The organism is Klebsiella pasteurii (assembly GCF_018139045.1).
Classification (GTDB): Bacteria; Pseudomonadota; Gammaproteobacteria; order Enterobacterales; family Enterobacteriaceae; genus Klebsiella; species Klebsiella grimontii.
In genome coordinates, this window is sequence record NZ_CP073236.1 from 4,001,018 (window position 1) to 4,016,818 (window position 15,801).

A 15,801-nucleotide genomic window follows, 5' to 3' on the forward strand; every position below is an offset into this window, starting at 1 on the left:
TGTTTGCGGAGGATGTTTGTGATCCTGTTTTGTACTGCGATTAATCCGTGTACAATAACGCGCTATTTCTAATGCCTGAGGCAAAGTTGTGATCGAAAATTTGCGTAATATCGCCATCATCGCGCACGTTGACCATGGTAAAACTACCCTGGTTGATAAGCTGCTACAGCAATCCGGTACGTTCGACGCGCGTGCCGAAACTCAAGAGCGAGTGATGGACTCCAACGATTTGGAGAAAGAGCGCGGGATTACCATCCTGGCTAAAAACACCGCTATCAAATGGAATGACTACCGTATCAACATCGTTGATACCCCGGGGCACGCCGACTTCGGTGGTGAAGTTGAACGTGTCATGTCCATGGTTGATTCCGTTCTGTTGGTCGTTGATGCAATGGATGGTCCGATGCCGCAGACGCGCTTCGTGACCAAAAAAGCCTTTGCTCATGGCCTGAAGCCAATTGTTGTTATCAACAAAGTTGACCGTCCGGGCGCGCGCCCTGACTGGGTTGTCGATCAGGTATTCGACCTGTTCGTTAACCTCGACGCTACCGACGAACAGCTGGACTTCCCTATCGTTTACGCTTCTGCGCTGAATGGTATTGCGGGTCTGGATCACGAAGATATGGCTGAAGACATGACTCCGCTGTATCAGACCATCGTCGATCGCGTACCGGCGCCGAACGTTGACCTGGATGGCCCGCTGCAGATGCAAATCTCCCAGCTGGACTACAACAACTACGTTGGCGTCATCGGCATCGGCCGCATCAAGCGCGGTAAAGTGAAGCCGAACCAGCAGGTCACTATCATTGATAGCGAAGGCAAAACTCGTAACGGTAAAGTCGGTAAAGTTCTGACCCATCTGGGCCTTGAGCGTATCGAGAGCGACGTTGCAGAAGCGGGCGATATCATCGCGATCACCGGCCTGGGCGAACTGAACATCTCTGACACCATCTGTGATACGCAGAATGTTGAAGCGCTGCCGGCGCTGTCTGTTGATGAGCCGACCGTCTCTATGTTCTTCTGCGTTAACACCTCGCCGTTCTGCGGTAAAGAAGGTAAGTACGTTACCTCTCGTCAGATCCTTGACCGCCTGAACAAAGAGCTGGTGCATAACGTGGCGCTGCGCGTTGAAGAAACGCCGGATGCAGACGCATTCCGCGTTTCTGGCCGTGGCGAACTGCACCTGTCCGTTCTTATCGAGAACATGCGTCGTGAAGGTTTCGAAATGGCGGTTTCCCGTCCGAAAGTTATCTTCCGCGAAATCGATGGCCGTAAGCAAGAGCCGTTCGAAAACGTCACGCTGGACGTTGAAGAACAGCACCAGGGTTCTGTGATGCAGGCGCTGGGTGAGCGTAAAGGCGATCTGAAAAACATGAATCCAGATGGCAAAGGCCGCGTACGTCTCGACTACGTGATCCCAAGCCGTGGTCTGATCGGCTTCCGTTCAGAATTCATGACCATGACCTCCGGTACCGGTCTGCTGTACTCCACCTTCAGCCACTACGACGACGTTCGTGCGGGTGATGTAGGTCAGCGTCAGAATGGTGTTCTGATCTCCAACGGCCAGGGTAAAGCGGTTGCGTTCGCACTGTTCAGCCTGCAGGATCGCGGTAAGCTGTTCCTGGGCCACGGCGCAGAAGTTTACGAAGGCCAGATTATCGGTATTCACAGTCGTTCTAACGACCTGACGGTAAACTGCCTGACCGGTAAGAAACTGACCAACATGCGTGCGTCCGGCACTGACGAAGCAACGGTTCTGGTTCCGCCGGTTAAGATGACCCTGGAGCAGGCTCTTGAGTTCATCGATGACGACGAACTGGTAGAAGTCACCCCGACTTCTGTCCGTATCCGTAAACGTCACCTGACCGAGAACGACCGTAAACGCGCGATGCGCGGTGCGAAAGAAGATTAATTAACGCTTCTTTCTGCTATCTGAACCCTGCCTCAATGGCAGGGTTTCTTTTTTGTACAAAGCCCTGCCGCCCATAGTCAAACTCCCCCTTTCCCGCTACAGTTAATTTTCCACGGTGCAAAAGGAGAGGACCATGCTCTATATCTTTGATTTAGGTAATGTGATTGTCGATATTGACTTCAACCGGGTGCTCGGGACGTGGAGCGATTTAACGCGAATTCCCCTTGCGACGCTGCAGCAGCATTTCACCATGGGCGAAGCGTTCCACCAGCATGAGCGCGGTGAAATCAGCGACGAAGATTTTGCGGCGGCGATGTGCCATGAAATGAACATGTCGCTAAGCTACGAGCAGTTCTCCCACGGCTGGCAGGCGGTTTTTGTTGCCCTGCGCCCGGAGGTTATCGCGATTATGCAAAAATTACGTGAGCAGGGGCATCGCGTTGTGGTTCTGTCCAACACGAACCGTTTGCATACGACTTTCTGGCCGGATGAGTACCCTGAGATACGCGCCGTTGCTGATCATATCTATCTTTCTCAAGAGATGGGGATGCGTAAACCGGAAGCGCGGATCTATCAGAGCGTCCTCGACGCTGAAGGTTTCGCCGCTGACGATACGGTCTTCTTCGATGATAACGCGGACAATATCGCCGGGGCTAACCAGCTGGGCATAACCAGCATTCTGGTGACCGGGAAGGAAACCATCCCCAACTATTTTGCTAAACAGCTATGCTAAAAACCGTTCATCAAAAAACCACGCGCCATCTGCGACCGCTGGTGGCTTGGCTCAAGCTGCTATGGCGGCGTATTGATGAAGATAATATGACGACACTGGCGGGGAATCTTGCCTATGTGTCGTTACTCTCCCTTGTGCCGCTTATTGCCGTCGTTTTCGCGCTGTTCGCGGCATTTCCGATGTTTTCTGATGTCAGTATCCAGATTCGCCACTTTATTTTCGCCAATTTCATTCCGGCAACCGGGGATGTCATTCAGGGCTACATTGAGCAGTTTGTCGCTAACTCCAGCCGAATGACCGCCGTGGGCGCTTTCGGTTTGATTGTGACATCGCTGCTGTTGATGTACTCCATTGATAGCGCGTTGAACACCATCTGGCGCAGTACCCGAACCCGGCCCAAAACCTACTCCTTTGCCGTTTACTGGATGATCCTCACCCTGGGGCCGCTGCTGGCGGGCGCCAGCCTTGCGATCAGCTCCTATCTTCTGTCGTTACGCTGGGCCAGCGACCTGAATAGCGTAATTGACGATGTGCTGCGTATTTTTCCGCTCATTTTATCCTGGGTGGCATTCTGGCTGCTTTACAGCATTGTGCCGACGGCCGAGGTGCGTAACCGCGATGCGATAATCGGCTCCCTGGTCGCTGCGCTGCTCTTTGAAGCGGGTAAGAAAGCTTTTGCTTTATATATCACCGCGTTCCCGTCATATCAGCTGATATATGGCGTGCTCGCCGTGGTGCCTATTTTGTTTGTCTGGGTGTACTGGACGTGGTGTATCGTCTTGCTTGGCGCTGAAATTACTGTCACTCTCGGTGAATACCGCAAACTGAAAAAAGAAGAAACAGAACAATCATGATTGCATTAATTCAACGCGTATCCCGAGCTAGCGTTACCGTGGAGGGTGAAGTGACGGGCGAAATCGGCCCCGGGCTTCTGGTGCTGTTAGGTGTCGAGAGAGACGATGATGAGCAAAAGGCGAACCGCCTGTGCGAGCGCGTGCTGGGATACCGTATTTTTAGCGATGCTGAAGGCAAAATGAATCTTAACGTGCAGCAGGCTGGCGGCAGCGTGCTGGTGGTTTCACAGTTTACGCTGGCAGCGGATACCGAGCGCGGGATGCGCCCTGGATTTTCTAAAGGGGCCGCGCCGGATAAAGCGGAAGCGCTGTACCAGTATTTCGTTGAGCGCTGCCGCCAGCAGCAAATGAATACGCAGACCGGGAGATTTGCTGCCGATATGCAGGTTTCTCTGGTGAATGATGGTCCCGTGACCTTTTGGTTGCAGGTATGAGCCAGCTTCCGGGCAGGCTGCGGGTAACAAAAGAGAGTACAGCTATGTATCACCTTCGTGTACCGCAAACAGAAGAAGAGTTAGAGAGCTACTACCAGTTCCGCTGGGAGATGCTGCGTAAGCCGCTGCATCAGCCGAAAGGGTCCGAGCGCGATGCGTGGGATGCGATGGCGCACCATCAAATGGTGGTCGATGAAGAGGGCAATCTGGTTGCCGTCGGGCGGCTATATGTGAATGCGGAAAACGAAGCTTCTATTCGTTTTATGGCCGTGCATCCGTCAGTACAGGATAAAGGGCTGGGAACCCTGATGGCGATGACGCTGGAGTCCGTCGCCCGTCAGGAAGGCGTTAAGCGCGTGACCTGTAGCGCCCGCGAAGATGCGGTGGAGTTCTTCGCTAAGCTCGGTTTTGTGAATCAGGGCGAAATCACCACGCCGACGACCACGCCGATCCGTCATTTTCTGATGATTAAGCCGATAGCCTCGCTGGACGATATTTTACATCGCGGCGACTGGTGCGCTCAGCTGCAGCAGGCCTGGTATCAGCACATCCCTCTCAGCGAGAAAATGGGCGTGCGCATCCAGCAGTATACCGGGCAAAAATTCATAACCACCATGCCGGAAGCCGGTAACCAGAACCCACACCATACGCTGTTTGCCGGCAGCCTGTTTTCTCAGGCAACGTTAACCGGCTGGGGGCTTATCTGGCTGATGCTGCGCGAGCGGCATCTTGGCGGCACGATTATCCTTGCCGATGCGCATATCCGCTACAGCCAGCCCATTAGCGGACGCCCCAGCGCCGTTGCCGATCTCGGTTCGTTAAGCGGCGATCTTGACCGGCTGGCGCGAGGCCGCAAAGCGCGCGTTCAACTGCAGGTTGAACTGTTTGGCGACGATCGGCTCGGCGCGGTTTTTGAGGGTATCTATATTGTTCTTCCTGCGAAGCCGTTCGGCCCCTATGAAGAGGGCGGTAACGAAGAGGAGTAGTCTCCGTTTATACCGGTCTATTGCTCTGGTGACTTCACCCGCCAGGCGATATCCCTCATCGCGCTTCCGGCCGCCGGGCTGATGCCGCCCAGCTGAAAGAAGCCGTGGATCACCCCGAGATAACGCTGACAGGTACAGTTAACGCCCTGCTCAAGCAGGCGCTGGTAAAGCGTTTCGCCTTCATCACGCAAAGGGTCGTATTCCGCCGTCAGAATATGCACTGGCGGTAAGCCGTGAAAGTCTTTACGCCACAGCGGGCTGGCTTCCGGGTGATGGAGCTCCGTCGCTGAAAGGTACATTTCATAGCCACTGAGCAGCGTATCTTCGGTGATGATGTAATCTTTACCGTTATCGATATAGCTCTTCATGCTGGCGGTGGCGTCCAGCATCGGGTAAATCAAAACCAGCTGCGCGGGCTGCCAGACCTGCGCGGTTTTGAGCCGCAGTGCGGTCACTAATGCCAGATGTCCCCCGGCGCTGTCGCCAGCCAGCGTAATACGGGAAGCGTCGATGCCCAGCTGCCCGGCGTGGCGGTGAATAATCAGCGCGCCTCTCTCCGCATCGTCATGAGCGGCAGGGAAAGTATGCTCCGGCGCCAGCCGGTATTGCATGGCGATAACGCGGCAGCCGCTGTGATATGCCAGCTGGCGGAGCTGATGGTCATGCGTGGCGAAACCGCCGCTGATAAAGCAGCCACCGTGGAAATAGATAACGGCAGGTAGTGCGCCAGAAGCGTTAAGGGGAGAGACAACGCGAAATATCATGCCCTCAAGCTCGATCTCTTCTACCTGAACGCGCTTTTCCTGTTCCCCAGCCAGTACTGTGCTGGCGATATAGCCGCGTCTCCGGTCATCAATATTCTGTTCGCGTGATGAGGGGCGGCCCGCATCGATAAATTCCCGCACCAGCTCTGCGATACCCTTTTCAAGCGCCATTTTTTATTCCCTTAACCTGTTTGGATATACAGGGTTATAGCCTGATTGTGAGCAAAAGAAAACCGGGGATTTTCGTTGAGAAGTGATTCTGGAAAGCGGCTCGCAAACTCAAAAAGTTTGCCGGCATACCGGGAGCGATTACGCCTTGTCAATGGTAAGCCGGGCGACAGGCGCCACCCGGCATGATGCCTGTCGTTATTCCCCTTCGCCAGGGAACAGGAACGGGTTGATGGAGCTGCGGGCGAAGCCCTCTTGTTCCATTCGTGCGTCCAGTACCAGCGAGGCGAGGTCGTCGGCGACGGCTTCCACTTTAGGGTCTTTTTCCTGATAGAGAATCTTCAGGTAGGTACCGCAGTCGCCGCAGGTTTCGGCCTTAATCGCCGACTGCTCGTTATCTAATGACCAGTAGTGCAGATCGCGCGTCTGTTCGCAGTTGCTGCACTTCACGCGCACCACGTGCCACTCGGTTTCGCACAGGTTGCAGTGCAGATAACGCAGCCCCTGTGTGGTACCAATTTGCACTATGCTGGAGACCGGCATCGAGCCGCAAACCGGGCAGAACTGACGCTGTTCACCATATTCAGCGCGGGCTTTTCCGGGGATCAAGCTGGCCATCTGCGCCCAATAGAGCGAGAGCGCGGCCCAGATAAACGGCGCTTTATCGCTGCTGACAGAGGCAAAATCGGACGCAAATAGCGCGCTTGCCATCAGTTCCAGCTCCTGTTCGGAGGCTTTTTCCAGATTCTCAATGACCGCCAGCGCCGGGCCGCTCATCTCCGGCTTCAGTTCGGCAATCAGCGAATGCAGCAGCTTGTGCCAGTGCTTATCGCGCGGCAAAACGTGGATATCCAGCGGCGGTTTACCCTGGTCGTTCGCTTCTTTGATGCGCGCGGTGAGATCCATCTGCAGCGGATGGTCGTACAGCACCACTTCCTGCGCGTGGGCGATAAGCGCGGCAAAGCGCAGGTAATCGCCCAGCGGGTTATTTTCAGCCAGTTCGCGCAGGCGTTCGGCGCGACGGTTATATAAATTTTTGAGCCGGGGAAACAACAACGGCGGGATCATATCCGTCGCGCGTTTCTCGCTCTTTTCCAGCTCATCTTGCGGGATGATACGAATGCTCATTCAGTCACTTCCTGGTTTCAGCAGATTCGGCGATGGTCGCGTCCGCTCTGCGATTTGGCGGGCATCACGCGCCCGCTCTGGTGATGTCATTAATGATAACCGCAATTGGTATACGGGATATACCCACGACATCGCAATGTGTGCGTTACGATACCTGATATCGATAACCCCGACTATGCACCGTTAGGGTTAGCCACCCTGCGCCATGGCTTGAGCGAACCGGGAAACGTGCCGCTCCGGCCTGCGGCGCACTATGGTTAACGTTGTCAAAACAGCACGTTATCCGCAAAAAAATGGCGTCGATATACGACGCCATTTCAGAGACGAACAACGCGCTCGGGTCTACGACTGGCGCTTATCCTGCTTTTCGCGGACTTCACGATACCAGCGCGGGTGATGTTTCTTCGCCCAGGTCTTCGTCACCCAGCCTTCCACCATCGCGGTTATCGTGCCCTTCACCCACAGCGCAGCGTAAATATGCACCATGATCACCACAATCAGCGCCACCGCAGAGAAGGAGTGCAGCATCAGCGCGAAGCGGATAACCGGGATGGAGAAGGCCGGCGCAAAGTACGGACGCCAGATGATCACGCCGCTCACCAGCAGCAGCACCAGGAAGATAATCGCCGCCCAGAACACGCATTTCTGGCCGAAGTTATAGCGCCCGGTGTCGCCCACTTCCTCGTTGACGACAATCTTGCGAATATTTTTCGCCCAGAAAATATCGTCCCGGTTGATCAGGTTGTGGTGCCAGTAGCGGAAGAACATGATGATGAACGAAGCAAACATAATCACGCCCACGAACGGGTGCAGAATACGCGCCAGCTGCGGGGTGCCCATGATGTGCATCAGCCAGTTGAAGGACGGGAAGAAAAAGCCCAGTCCGCTCACTGCCGCCAGCACGAAGCAGAAGGCGGTGACCCAGTGGTTGATTCGCTCCGGCGCGGTGTAGCGCACGATGGTGTCACGTCTTTTCATTTGCGCACCTCGTCTTTCTCTTCATCCAGATTGTCCTCTTCCTCTTCCGCGCGGTTCGGACCGACGCCGACGTAGTGGAAGATGCTGGCGGCGAAGGTGGCCGCAAAGCCGACCGCCGCGAGAGGCTTCCAGATCCCTTTCCAGAACTTAACCGTGGCGCTGATTTCCGGGTTCTCCGGCAGGCCGTGGTACAGGTTCGGCTTGTCGGCGTGGTGCAGCACGTACATCACGTGCGTGCCGCCAACGCCGGCCGGATCGTACAGCCCCGCATTGTCGTAGCCGCGGGTTTTCAGCTCGGCGACGCGCTCGCCCGCCAGCGTTTTCATCTCCTCTTTGGAGCCAAAGTGGATAGCGCCGGTCGGGCAGGTTTTCACGCACGCCGGCTCCTGGCCAACGTTAACGCGGTCGACGCACAGCGTGCATTTGTAGACGCGGTTGTCTTCCGGATTCAGGCGCGGCACGTTGAACGGGCAGCCGGCGATGCAGTAACCGCAGCCGATGCACTGCTCGGACTGGAAGTCGACGATGCCGTTGGCGTACTGAATGATCGCCCCTTCCGCCGGGCAGGCCTTCAGGCAACCCGGGTCGGCGCAGTGCATACAGCCATCCTTGCGGATGAGCCACTCCAGTTTGTCGTTCTGCTCCACTTCCGAGAAGCGCATCACGGTCCAGGATTTGGCGGTCAGGTCGGCGGGGTTATCGTACACCCCGACGTTGTGACCGACTTCATCCCGGATGTCGTTCCACTCGGAACAGGCCACCTGGCAGGCTTTACAGCCGATACAGGTGGTGACGTCGATAAGCTTCGCCACCTCTTCCTGGTGGTCCCGCGCGCGGGGCGCGGGGGTGAAGCCGTTAGTCGCGGAACGACGGATAATGTCTTGCGATTGATAAGCCATAATTCGTCTCCGTTACGCCTTTTCCACGTTCACGAGGAAAGCCTTGAACTCCGGCGTCTGCGTGTTCGCATCACCGACAAACGGCGTCAGGGTATTGGCGATAAACCCTTTCTTCGCCACGCCTTCGTAGCCCCAGTGAATCGGAATACCGATAGTATCGATATCCTTACCGTCCGCTTTCAGCGTGCGAATACGCTTGGTCACCACCGCCTTGGCTTTGATATAGCCGCGGTTAGAGGAGACCTTCACGGTATCGCCATGAGCGATGCCGAGCTTGTTCGCCAGCTTCTCTCCGATCTCCACGAATTGTTCCGGCTGCGCGATGGCGTTAAGCAGCGCGTGCTTGGTCCAGTAGTGGAAGTGCTCGGTCAGGCGGTAAGTGGTGCCGACGTAAGGGAATTTATCCGCTTTGCCCATCTGCTCAAGGTCGCCTTTAAAGACGCGCGCGGCCGGGTTCGAGACCACGTTCGGGTGCAGCGGGTTAGTGCCCAGCGGCGTTTCAAACGGCTCGTAGTGTTCCGGGAACGGCCCTTCCGCCATCTTATCGATAGCGAACAGACGCCCCATCCCTTCCGGCTGCATGATGAACGGTCCGACATCGCTGTCCGGCGCTGCGGCGCTGTAGTCTGGAATGTCCACGCCGCCCCACTTCGCGCCGTCCCATTTCAGGAGCTGGCGCTTCGGATCCCACGGTTTACCCTGCGGGTCCGCGGAGGCGCGGTTATACAGAATGCGGCGGTTGAGCGGCCACGCCCATGCCCAGCCCAGCGTATTGCCGAGGCCAGACGGATCGGCGTTATCGCGACGCGCCATCTGGTTGCCGTCAGGCGTCCAGCTACCGGCGAAGATCCAGCAGCCGCTGGAGGTGGTGCCGTCATCGCGCAGCTGCGCAAACGAGCTGAGCTGCTGGCCTTTCTTGACGATCACCGCCCCGGTTGCCGGGTCGATAATGTCTGCCAGCGCCTTGCCGTTGCTCTCCATCGCCACTTCTTCCGACGCTGGTTCATGCGGCGTGGCATAGTTCCACGTCATGTTCAGCACCGGTTCCGGCGCCGGTCCGCCCTGTTCGACGTACATCTTGCGCAGCCGTAAGAAGATACCGGCGAGGATCTCACCGTCGGTGGTCGCAATCCCCGGGGCGTCCGCGCCTTTCCAGTGCCACTGCAGCCAGCGGCCGGAGTTGACGATAGAACCGTTCTCTTCGGCGAAGCAGGTGGACGGCAGGCGGAACACTTCGGTCTGGATTTTCGTCGGATCGACGTCGTTCGACTCCCCGTGGTTTTGCCAGAAGGTGGATGTTTCGGTATTGAGCGGGTCGATGGTCACCAGGAACTTCAGCTTCGACAGCGACGCGACAACCTTGTTTTTGTTCGGGAACGAGGCTACCGGGTTAAAGCCCTGGCAGATATAGCCGTTCACTTTGCCCTGGTTCATCATCTCGAAGTATTGCAGGACGTCGTAGCCCTTATCCCACTTCGGCAGCCAGTCAAAGCCCCAGCTGTTTTCCGCCGTGGCTTTATCGCCAAAGAAGGCCTTCATCATGGAGACGAAGAATTTCGGGTAATTACCCCAGTAGTTCACCTGGTCCTTCAACAGCGGTTTCGGCGTGTTGGCGGCGAGGTAGGTTTGCAGGTCAGTCTGTTTCTCGCTCGGCAGCGTCATATAGCCAGGCAGGCTCTGCGACAGCAGCCCCAGGTCGGTGAGGCCCTGAATATTGGAGTGGCCGCGCAGGGCGTTTACGCCACCGCCCGCCATGCCCATATTGCCGAGCAGCAGCTGGATCATCGCCATGGTGCGAATGTTCTGCGCGCCGATGGAGTGCTGCGTCCAGCCCAGCGCGTACAGGAATGACGCGGTTTTATCGTGCGCGCTGGTTTCCGCGATGTACTCGCAGACTTTGAGGAAGTCAGCTTTTGGCGTTCCGCAGATGTTTTCGACAACTTCCGGCGTATAGCGGGAAACGTGCTGCTTCAGCAGGTTCCATACGCAGCGCGGATGCTGCAGCGTGGTATCGCGTTTGGCAAAGCCGTTTTCATCCAGCTCATAGTTCCAGGACGTTTTATCGTACTTGCGGGCTTCGGCGTCGTAGCCGCTGAACAAACCGTCTTCAAAGCTGTAATCTTCACGCACGATCAGGCTGGCGTTGGTATAGGCTTCGGTATATTCACGGTTGATTTTTTCATTGTTCAGCAGGTACAGGATGACGCCTGACAGGAAGGTAATGTCAGTACCGGAACGAATTGGGGTATAGAAATCAGCCACCGCCGCGGTACGCGTAAAGCGCGGATCGATCACAATCAGCTTCGCGCCGTTGTGAATCTTGGCTTCCATCGCCCAGCGGAATCCAACCGGGTGTGCTTCAGCGGCGTTGCCGCCCATCACCACCACGAGATTGGCGTTTTTGATGTCGACCCAGTGGTTGGTCATCGCACCGCGACCAAATGTTGGAGCAAGACTTGCTACCGTTGGTCCGTGTCAGACGCGCGCCTGGTTGTCGACCGCGAGCATACCGAGCGCGCGGGTAAATTTCTGGGTTAAATAACCGGTTTCGTTACTGGAAGCGGAGGCGCACAGCATACCGGTGGTCAGCCAGCGGTTGACGGTGGTGCCTTCGCTATTCTGCGCGACAAAGTTGGCGTCTCGGTCCTCTTTCATCAGCTTAGCGATGCGGTCGAACGCTTCATCCCAGCTGATTTGCTGCCATTTATCGGAGCCTGGCGCACGGTATTCTGGAAATTTCAGGCGACTTTCGGAGTGGATAAAGTCCACCAGTCCGGCCCCTTTAGGGCAGAGCGCGCCACGGTTGACCGGATGGTCCGGGTCACCTTCGATATGGAAGATAGACGCTTTGGCATTTTTTGCGCCGTCGCCGAGGCTGTACATTAACAGCCCACAGCCAACGGAACAGTAAGTGCAGGTGTTACGGGTTTCGCGGGTGCGCAGCAGCTTGTACTGCCGTGTTTCCGCGAGCGCTAAACCGGGCGCAAAGCCCAGCGCCGCCGCCGTGGTTCCTGCCATACCGCCAGCGCAGATCTTAAAGAACTGCCTTCTGCTGACCTGCATGGTTCGCTCCTTGTTTCGACATTGTCACGTATAGTTATTTGCTTTGCGGTAAGAGCCGCAAAGGTTCAGAATTAGGGGTAATTTCCCTCGTTCCCGAAGGGATATAAACAGAATACCACATTGTGTGTATGCCTGTTCCAATACGGTTAAGACAAAGTGAACAAGAAGCCTCTTGAACAAATCGAAAATGTGATTGATATCACAGGTTATCGCCAGGTATCGCTCTGGAAGCGCCAAAATTTGCAACATCCTCAGCCAGACGAGTTAGCTGAAGAGGTACCCGTTGCGCTGGTCTATAACGGCATCTCGCACGTGGTGATGATGGCGACGCCGAAAGACCTGGCGCAGTTCGCCGTCGGCTTTTCCTTATCCGAAGGGATTATCGAAAACCGGGGCGAGATTTATGGTATGGACGTCATTCAGGCCTGTAACGGCCTGGAAGTGCAAATCGAGCTTTCCAGCCGCCGCTTTATGGGGCTGAAAGAGCGCCGTCGCGCGCTAGCCGGGCGCACCGGCTGTGGCGTATGCGGCGTTGAGCAGCTCAACGATATCGGCAAGCCCGTACAGCCGCTACCCTTTACCCAAGCGTTCGATCTGGCGAATCTCGATCTCGCGTTGGCGCACCTGCATGATTTTCAGCCGATAGGCCGCCTTACCGGCTGTACTCATGCCGCGGCCTGGGTTAGTCCTTCCGGCGAGCTCGCGGGCGGCCATGAAGATGTTGGTCGCCACGTGGCGCTGGACAAACTCCTGGGACACCGCGCGGAGTCAGAAGGCGCCTGGCAGAACGGCGCGGCACTGGTCTCCAGCCGCGCCAGCTATGAGATGGTGCAGAAGGCAGCTATGTGCGGGGTGGAAATCCTCTTTGCGGTCTCTGCCGCGACCACGCTGGCGGTTGACGTTGCCGAGCGCTGTAACCTGACGCTGGTGGGATTCTGCAAGCCGGGCAGGGCGACCGTTTACACGCATCCGCAGCGGTTAATCGCGGGTTAAATTTAAGTCAATTTTTTTGAATAATGACAACAAATCCTTCCGCTTTTTGTTTGACGATGTGCGAGCTACTATTTATCACATCAAGGCACGGCGCCTTATTCAAACAACTAACGTAAAGGGTTTATATCATGAAAAGCATCAAAAATTTTGTCGCAGTTATCGCTCTGGCCGCTTCTTTTGGTTCCTTCGCTGCGGAAACCGTGACCGCAACCGCCGCAACGATGGACGGTGCGGAAGCGAAAATCGCCGCTCAGGCCCAGGCCGCAGGCGCATCGTCTTACAAAATTACCGAAGCGTTTACCGGTAACCGCGTGCACATGACTGCGGAACTGAATAAATAAGCGTAAAGCTACTGTCGAAAGAGCGCCCAAGGGGCGCTTTTTTTGTGTCTGAAGGCATGTTTATTTTATTGTTAATTAAGTCTTTTTATTCGGTGGTCCGCTTATTGCAACACGATGAACAGTCGACAATAAAAGGTTCCCGCTATGCCGCTGTTCTATAAAAACCCCGTGATTCATGCCGATTACGCCGATCCCGATGTTATTCGCACAGGCGATGATTTCTGGATGGTGGCTTCCAGTTTCCATCAATTACCCGGCTTACCGCTTCTCCACTCACGCGATCTCATCCACTGGCAAATCGTTAATCATATTGTTAAACGTCTGCCATCGCCGGAATATGACAGCGTTCAGCCGGGAAAGGGGATTTGGGCGCCTTCCATACGTTTTCATGGGGGCCTGTTCTGGGTTTTCTACAGTTTGCCCGACGAGGGTATTTTTGTTTCCCACGCCCGGGATCCGTTAGGCGAGTGGAGCGAACCCTATTGTCTGAAAGCTTCCCCCGGCTGGATAGACCCTTGCCCGTTCTGGGACGATGATGGACGAGCCTGGCTGATTCACGCTTTTGCTTTTAGCCGCAGCGGGGTGAAAAATAAGCTCCAGCTTTTTGAAATGGCGCCGGATGCATCCCGGTTGCTGGATAACGGCCGGATCGTTGTTGACGGAACGCCCTCGCATCCCACTCTGGAAGGCCCCAAATTATATAAGCGCAATGGCGAATACTGGATATTCGCCCCGGCCGGCGGCGTCAAGCGAGGCTGGCAAACGGTCATGCGTGCCCCGACGCTATGTGGTCCATGGCAAAGTCGCGATGTCCTGCATCAGGGGAATTCGCCGATAAATGGTCCTCATCAGGGGGCATGGGTTGAACTGGAGAACGGTGAAAACTGGTTTTTCCACTTTCAGGACAAAGGCGTGTATGGCCGGATAGTGCATCTTCAGCCGCTTTGCTGGGGTGCTGACGGTTGGCCGCAAATTGGCCAGGGGCTTAATGACACCGGTAAAGGTCAGCCCGTCAGCCTGCATCGTTTACCCGCATTGCCCGTTGCGCCGTGCTGTTTACAGACCAGCGACGATTTCCGGCACGGCCAACCCGGTCTTCAGTGGCAATGGCAGGCAAACCCCCAGCGCCACTGGCTCACGCCTCATCAGCAAGGGTTACGCTTGCACTGCGCGCTAACCTCTGGCGATATCAGCCTCTATCGCTTACCTCAACTGCTGCTGCAAAAGTTTCCCGCTGAACGTTTTGATGCGCAGACCGCGGTTGAACCGATGTTTTTTCAGGATGGCGATGAAGCGGGGATCGCGATTTACGGTCAGCGCTTTGCCGCACTGTGCGTGACGTACCGCACGGCGAATTTGCAGCTCGCGCTATGCCACGGATGGATAGACGATCGCGGTGAAACGCATCAACAATCCATTGGACTTGAGGAGGTCACCGGTTGCAAGGAGATTGAGCTAGGGTTTCAGGTGGACTATGACGGGGTGGTCCATTTTCGTTATCGGCTTGCGCAGCGTGAATGGCGGCAGGTGACACCGCAGTTTTCCGCCGGAGCGGGAAAATGGATCGGCGCGCGTATGGGTATTTATGCCCGTAGTGAGCGTGAAAACGTCAAAGGCAGCGCCATATTCTCACCGTTTATCGTGCGTTTGCAGTAAGCCCTGCGGGCGACACCAGAAGGGCAGCGAAGCTGCCCTTTACGGCGTTTAATCGAAGTAATAGCGAATGCCGAGGCGGAATCGCACCTGATCGTCGTGATTCTGATCCTGATCGAGCCAGGCGACTTCCGCATAGGGGAGCCAGTGTTTATCGACCCGGTAGCGCGCCACAATACTTGGCTCCCAGTGGGTTTTCTGCCCATTTGAGGCATTGAAGTCGTTTGTGTTGACGAAGAACTCCGGGTTCAGCTGGAGCCACAGTTTCTCGGTCGCCTGGTAATTAAGGTACAGGTCAAACTGATGGCTGTCGTTATAATCCATATAGCCGTTGTAATCTCGGTCTTTATGGGTCATATGGTTATAGCGATAGCGGCTGCTAAAACTTAAGGTTTTACTGATTTTATAATCGAGACTGATATAAGGAGCCAGTTTTGTTCCTTTATTATCAATATCGGTTAATCCGCCCGGCGTCAGCGTCCATTTTTCATTAAGCGGGATCGGATACCAGCCTTCAAACTCCTGGAACGAGCTTTTCATTTGATTAAAATCTTGTCCGAGGTCGTACATTGCTGAGGCCAGCACGCCTGCGCCATTATCAAATATATGACCAAGGCCAATTTTATACTGATTTTTCTCCGAAGCTGTAGTATGTGCGTAGCGATTATCAACCCAGGTTGCCGCGGCAAACGTATTTAGCGTAAAGCAAGATAGCGGTATGCCGATTAAAAGCGTGTTTAATGTTTTCATTTTTATTCCTGTAGGATTTATAGAATTTCGTTATTTCGATGAAACAATAAAAGACATTTATTAAATAGCAATTGCTGTGCCATAAAATAAAGTTCTTAAAATACATGGTGTTGAGTTTAATGTGTTTAACCGCTATTCGACACTG

General features: G+C 55.3%; 14 protein-coding genes. 8 read left to right on the forward strand and 6 right to left on the reverse strand.

Going from position 1 to position 15,801, the window contains the following annotated elements; genetic code table 11:
• Window positions 1-88 precede the first annotated feature (88 nt).
• From typA to fabY, 5 genes are all read left to right on the forward strand, one after another.
• Complete coding sequence (typA, locus tag KCG39_RS18800; protein ID WP_004127103.1) at window positions 89-1,912, forward strand: ribosome-dependent GTPase TypA; 1,824 nt, start codon at window positions 89-91, stop codon at window positions 1,910-1,912.
• A 133-nt stretch (window positions 1,913-2,045) separates the two neighbouring features.
• A complete protein-coding gene (gene yihX, locus KCG39_RS18805) occupies window positions 2,046-2,645 on the forward strand; it encodes a glucose-1-phosphatase (protein WP_004127106.1) in 600 nt (199 codons plus the stop codon).
• Window positions 2,639-3,499 (forward strand): virulence factor BrkB family protein, encoded by an 861-nt coding sequence (locus tag KCG39_RS18810; RefSeq protein ID WP_004127107.1) that lies wholly within the window; start codon window positions 2,639-2,641, stop codon window positions 3,497-3,499. The genes yihX and KCG39_RS18810 overlap by 7 nt, the downstream gene beginning before the upstream one ends.
• Window positions 3,496-3,933 carry a D-aminoacyl-tRNA deacylase gene (dtd, locus tag KCG39_RS18815; RefSeq protein WP_004127110.1) on the forward strand — a complete coding sequence of 146 codons (438 nt, stop codon included), beginning with the start codon at window positions 3,496-3,498 and terminating at the stop codon, window positions 3,931-3,933. Before KCG39_RS18810 ends, dtd begins: the two co-directional genes overlap by 4 nt.
• A gap of 44 nt (window positions 3,934-3,977) precedes the next feature.
• Window positions 3,978-4,919 carry a fatty acid biosynthesis protein FabY gene (gene fabY / locus KCG39_RS18820; RefSeq protein WP_004127112.1) on the forward strand — a complete coding sequence of 314 codons (942 nt, stop codon included), beginning with the start codon at window positions 3,978-3,980 and terminating at the stop codon, window positions 4,917-4,919.
• A gap of 17 nt (window positions 4,920-4,936) precedes the next feature.
• On the opposite strand, the gene KCG39_RS18825 is transcribed toward fabY, so the two are convergent.
• The 5 genes from KCG39_RS18825 to fdnG all read right to left on the reverse strand — a co-directional run bounded on the left by KCG39_RS18825 (window position 4,937) and on the right by fdnG (window position 11,919).
• Window positions 4,937-5,854: an alpha/beta hydrolase gene (locus KCG39_RS18825; RefSeq protein WP_142468117.1), complete on the reverse strand. Its 918-nt coding sequence runs from the start codon at window positions 5,852-5,854 to the stop codon at window positions 4,937-4,939.
• 195 nt (window positions 5,855-6,049) lie between these two features.
• On the reverse strand, window positions 6,050-6,979 hold the full coding sequence (gene fdhE, locus KCG39_RS18830; protein ID WP_004127117.1) for a formate dehydrogenase accessory protein FdhE: 930 nt from the start codon (window positions 6,977-6,979) through the stop codon (window positions 6,050-6,052).
• Window positions 6,980-7,321: 342 nt separating this feature from the next.
• Window positions 7,322-7,957 carry a formate dehydrogenase cytochrome b556 subunit gene (gene fdoI, locus KCG39_RS18835; protein WP_004127119.1) on the reverse strand — a complete coding sequence of 212 codons (636 nt, stop codon included), beginning with the start codon at window positions 7,955-7,957 and terminating at the stop codon, window positions 7,322-7,324.
• Window positions 7,954-8,856, reverse strand: a complete 903-nt coding sequence (gene fdxH / locus KCG39_RS18840; RefSeq protein WP_004122548.1) for a formate dehydrogenase subunit beta — start codon at window positions 8,854-8,856, stop codon at window positions 7,954-7,956. The genes fdoI and fdxH overlap by 4 nt, the downstream gene beginning before the upstream one ends.
• A 12-nt stretch (window positions 8,857-8,868) precedes the next feature.
• Window positions 8,869-11,919, reverse strand: a complete 3,051-nt coding sequence (fdnG, locus tag KCG39_RS18845) for a formate dehydrogenase-N subunit alpha (protein WP_087828789.1) — start codon at window positions 11,917-11,919, stop codon at window positions 8,869-8,871.
• Between the two features lie 156 nt (window positions 11,920-12,075).
• Between fdnG and fdhD the strand changes: the two genes are divergently transcribed.
• From fdhD to KCG39_RS18860, 3 genes are all read left to right on the forward strand, one after another.
• On the forward strand, window positions 12,076-12,912 hold the full coding sequence (gene fdhD / locus KCG39_RS18850) for a formate dehydrogenase accessory sulfurtransferase FdhD (protein WP_142468543.1): 837 nt from the start codon (window positions 12,076-12,078) through the stop codon (window positions 12,910-12,912).
• A gap of 128 nt (window positions 12,913-13,040) precedes the next feature.
• Window positions 13,041-13,253, forward strand: coding sequence for a YdgH/BhsA/McbA-like domain containing protein (locus KCG39_RS18855; protein WP_009653655.1), 213 nt, complete (start codon window positions 13,041-13,043; stop codon window positions 13,251-13,253).
• 144 nt (window positions 13,254-13,397) lie between these two features.
• Window positions 13,398-14,909 carry a glycoside hydrolase family 43 protein gene (locus KCG39_RS18860; RefSeq protein ID WP_142468542.1) on the forward strand — a complete coding sequence of 504 codons (1,512 nt, stop codon included), beginning with the start codon at window positions 13,398-13,400 and terminating at the stop codon, window positions 14,907-14,909.
• Between the two features lie 48 nt (window positions 14,910-14,957).
• Here the strand turns inward: KCG39_RS18860 and KCG39_RS18865 are convergent, their stop codons facing one another.
• Entirely contained in the window at window positions 14,958-15,656 is a 699-nt protein-coding gene (locus tag KCG39_RS18865) for an oligogalacturonate-specific porin KdgM family protein (protein ID WP_049114737.1), read from the reverse strand.
• Window positions 15,657-15,801: the final 145 nt, after the last annotated feature.